The sequence below is a fragment of the Kribbella turkmenica genome (assembly GCF_004348725.1).
Taxonomy (GTDB): Bacteria; Actinomycetota; Actinomycetes; order Propionibacteriales; family Kribbellaceae; genus Kribbella; species Kribbella turkmenica.
Window position 1 is genome coordinate 1 of record NZ_SMKR01000320.1, and the last position, 2000, is coordinate 2000.

A 2000-nucleotide genomic window follows, 5' to 3' on the forward strand; every position below is an offset into this window, starting at 1 on the left:
GTTTCACGTGGAACGAACGTGTCGCGGGTGATCGGGTGGGCGAAGGTGGATGTGGTGGGGAGACCGGTTACGGTTGCTCAGGCAGGCTGTGGGGTGCTGGAGAACGGTGGATGTGGGGGTTGGTGTTGTGATGGTTGTGGAAGTGATCTGTTGGTGTCGAACTCTAGGAGCGCGATGAACACCCGACTCGGACGTGGACTTGGTGCGCTGATTCCCAGCACGCCCGCTCCCGGTAGCAGTACGACGCTCGGCAGCAAGTCCAGTTCGATTCCCGGCGCACCGCCGGTCGCCAAGGTGGAGCCGGAGTTGGCCGCGGTGCCCGGGGCAGCGTTCGCGGAGATCGAGGTCGACAAGATCACGCCGAACCCGAAGCAGCCTCGGACCGTCTTCGACGAGGAGGCGATGGACGAGCTGGTGCACTCGGTGAAGGAGATCGGGCTGCTGCAGCCGATCGTGGTTCGCCGGCTGGAGGAGGACAAGTACGAGCTGGTGATGGGGGAGCGTCGGTGGCGGGCGACGCAGCAGGCCGGACTGACGACGATTCCGGCGATCGTCCGGGACACGTCGGACGACGTGATGCTGCGGGACGCGCTGCTGGAGAACCTCCACCGGAGCCAGTTGAACCCGCTCGAAGAGGCGGCGGCCTATCAGCAGATGCTGGACGACTTCGGGTGCACGCAGGAGGTCCTCGCCACTCGGATCGGGCGGTCGCGGCCGCAGATCTCCAACACGCTGCGGCTGCTGAAGTTGCCGGCGTCGGTCCAGCGGCGGGTAGCTGCCGGGGTTCTGTCGGCGGGCCACGCTCGCGCGCTGCTCGGCCTGCCGAGCGGCGACGCGATCGAGCGGCTCGCGCAGCGGATCGTTGCCGAGGGTCTGTCAGTCCGGACAGTCGAAGAGATCGTCGCGCTCGGGGACATGAACTCCGACGACGCGCCCGCTACCCAGCGACGGCGAAACAAGCCGGTGGCGCCGCGCCTGGTCGACCTGGCCGATCGTCTCTCCGATCGCTTCGAGACCCGGGTGAAGGTCGATCTCGGGAAGACCAAGGGCAAGATCACCGTCGAGTTCGCGTCGCTGGACGACCTCGAGCGAATCGTCACGCTGATGGATCCCAACCAGCCGAACCCGTAAGCGACCGTCGCCGGAAAGAGCGCTCGGCCCCGAACCTGCACAGGTTCGGGGCCGTTCTCTCTCCGGGAAGCCGCCGGGGCCGGTCCTCTGTGAGCGTGATTGTGAGGAGCCGGAGGTTCGGGGCACTGGCCACCGCTGGGAGCCCGACGGCCTGGAGACGATGTTTCCGCCTCGGCGAGAGGGCGCTCAGAATCGCGCTCACAGAGGAACCTCAGCGTTCCAGCTGAGGGCATTATGTCGACAAATCTACTTACCGACTTGCGGCGCCGTTTCACGTGAAACGGAACGGCGTCAGCCCCGGGTGAGGTCGTGGGTCGCTCGGCGCTCGGCGTAGAACGAGAGGAACGGGATAGTGCCGGCCAGGGCGGTGAGGACCAGGCGGGTGAAGGACCAGCGGACCCGGCGGAAGAGGTCGAAGGTGGCCAGGAGGTAGACCACGTAGAGGAAGCCGTGCACGGGGCCGATGACGTCCATGACGCTCGGGTTGTCGGCCAGGTACTTCAGGGGCATCGCCAGGAAGAGCAGCAGCAGGAGCATCACGCCGACGATGTACGCGATCACGCGGAAGCGGGTGAGCGCGCCGCGGATGGCCGGCGTGAGCGGCGGCTGCGAAGTGGCGGAGGTGGCGGGGTCGGCTGGTGAGGTCACGCTGAAACGGTACCGCTTGGCTCCACGGGCTCATCTGTCCGGTCAGGATCTCCGGGAGCGGGGTTGCCGTCGTCCGCCGGGTCCGGTTCGGGGCGACGGGCGTCTTGAACCATGCGGGTCCACATCCAGAGGGTGAAGGCGGCGAAAATCCACCACTGGAAGGCATATGCGACGTTGCGGAGGCCGGCGTGGTCGGTCGGGGGAGCAGGCGGGGGTACGAC

At 67.0% G+C, this 2000-nt stretch carries 2 protein-coding genes; one reads left to right on the forward strand and one right to left on the reverse strand.

Annotated elements, in window-relative coordinates:
• Positions 1-174: 174 nt before the first annotated feature.
• Positions 175-1131, forward strand: coding sequence for a ParB/RepB/Spo0J family partition protein (locus E1218_RS35565; RefSeq protein ID WP_132327420.1), 957 nt, complete (start codon positions 175-177; stop codon positions 1129-1131).
• Between the two features lie 291 nt (positions 1132-1422).
• On the opposite strand, the gene E1218_RS35570 is transcribed toward E1218_RS35565, so the two are convergent.
• Positions 1423-1779, reverse strand: coding sequence for a DUF3817 domain-containing protein (locus E1218_RS35570; RefSeq protein ID WP_202866378.1), 357 nt, complete (start codon positions 1777-1779; stop codon positions 1423-1425).
• Positions 1780-2000 lie beyond the last annotated feature (221 nt).

Excerpts from the sequence above, each read along its gene's own strand:
- E1218_RS35565 (WP_132327420.1), top strand. The coding sequence starts at position 175 with ATGAACACCCGACTCGGACGTGGACTTGGTGCGCTGATTCCCAGCACG.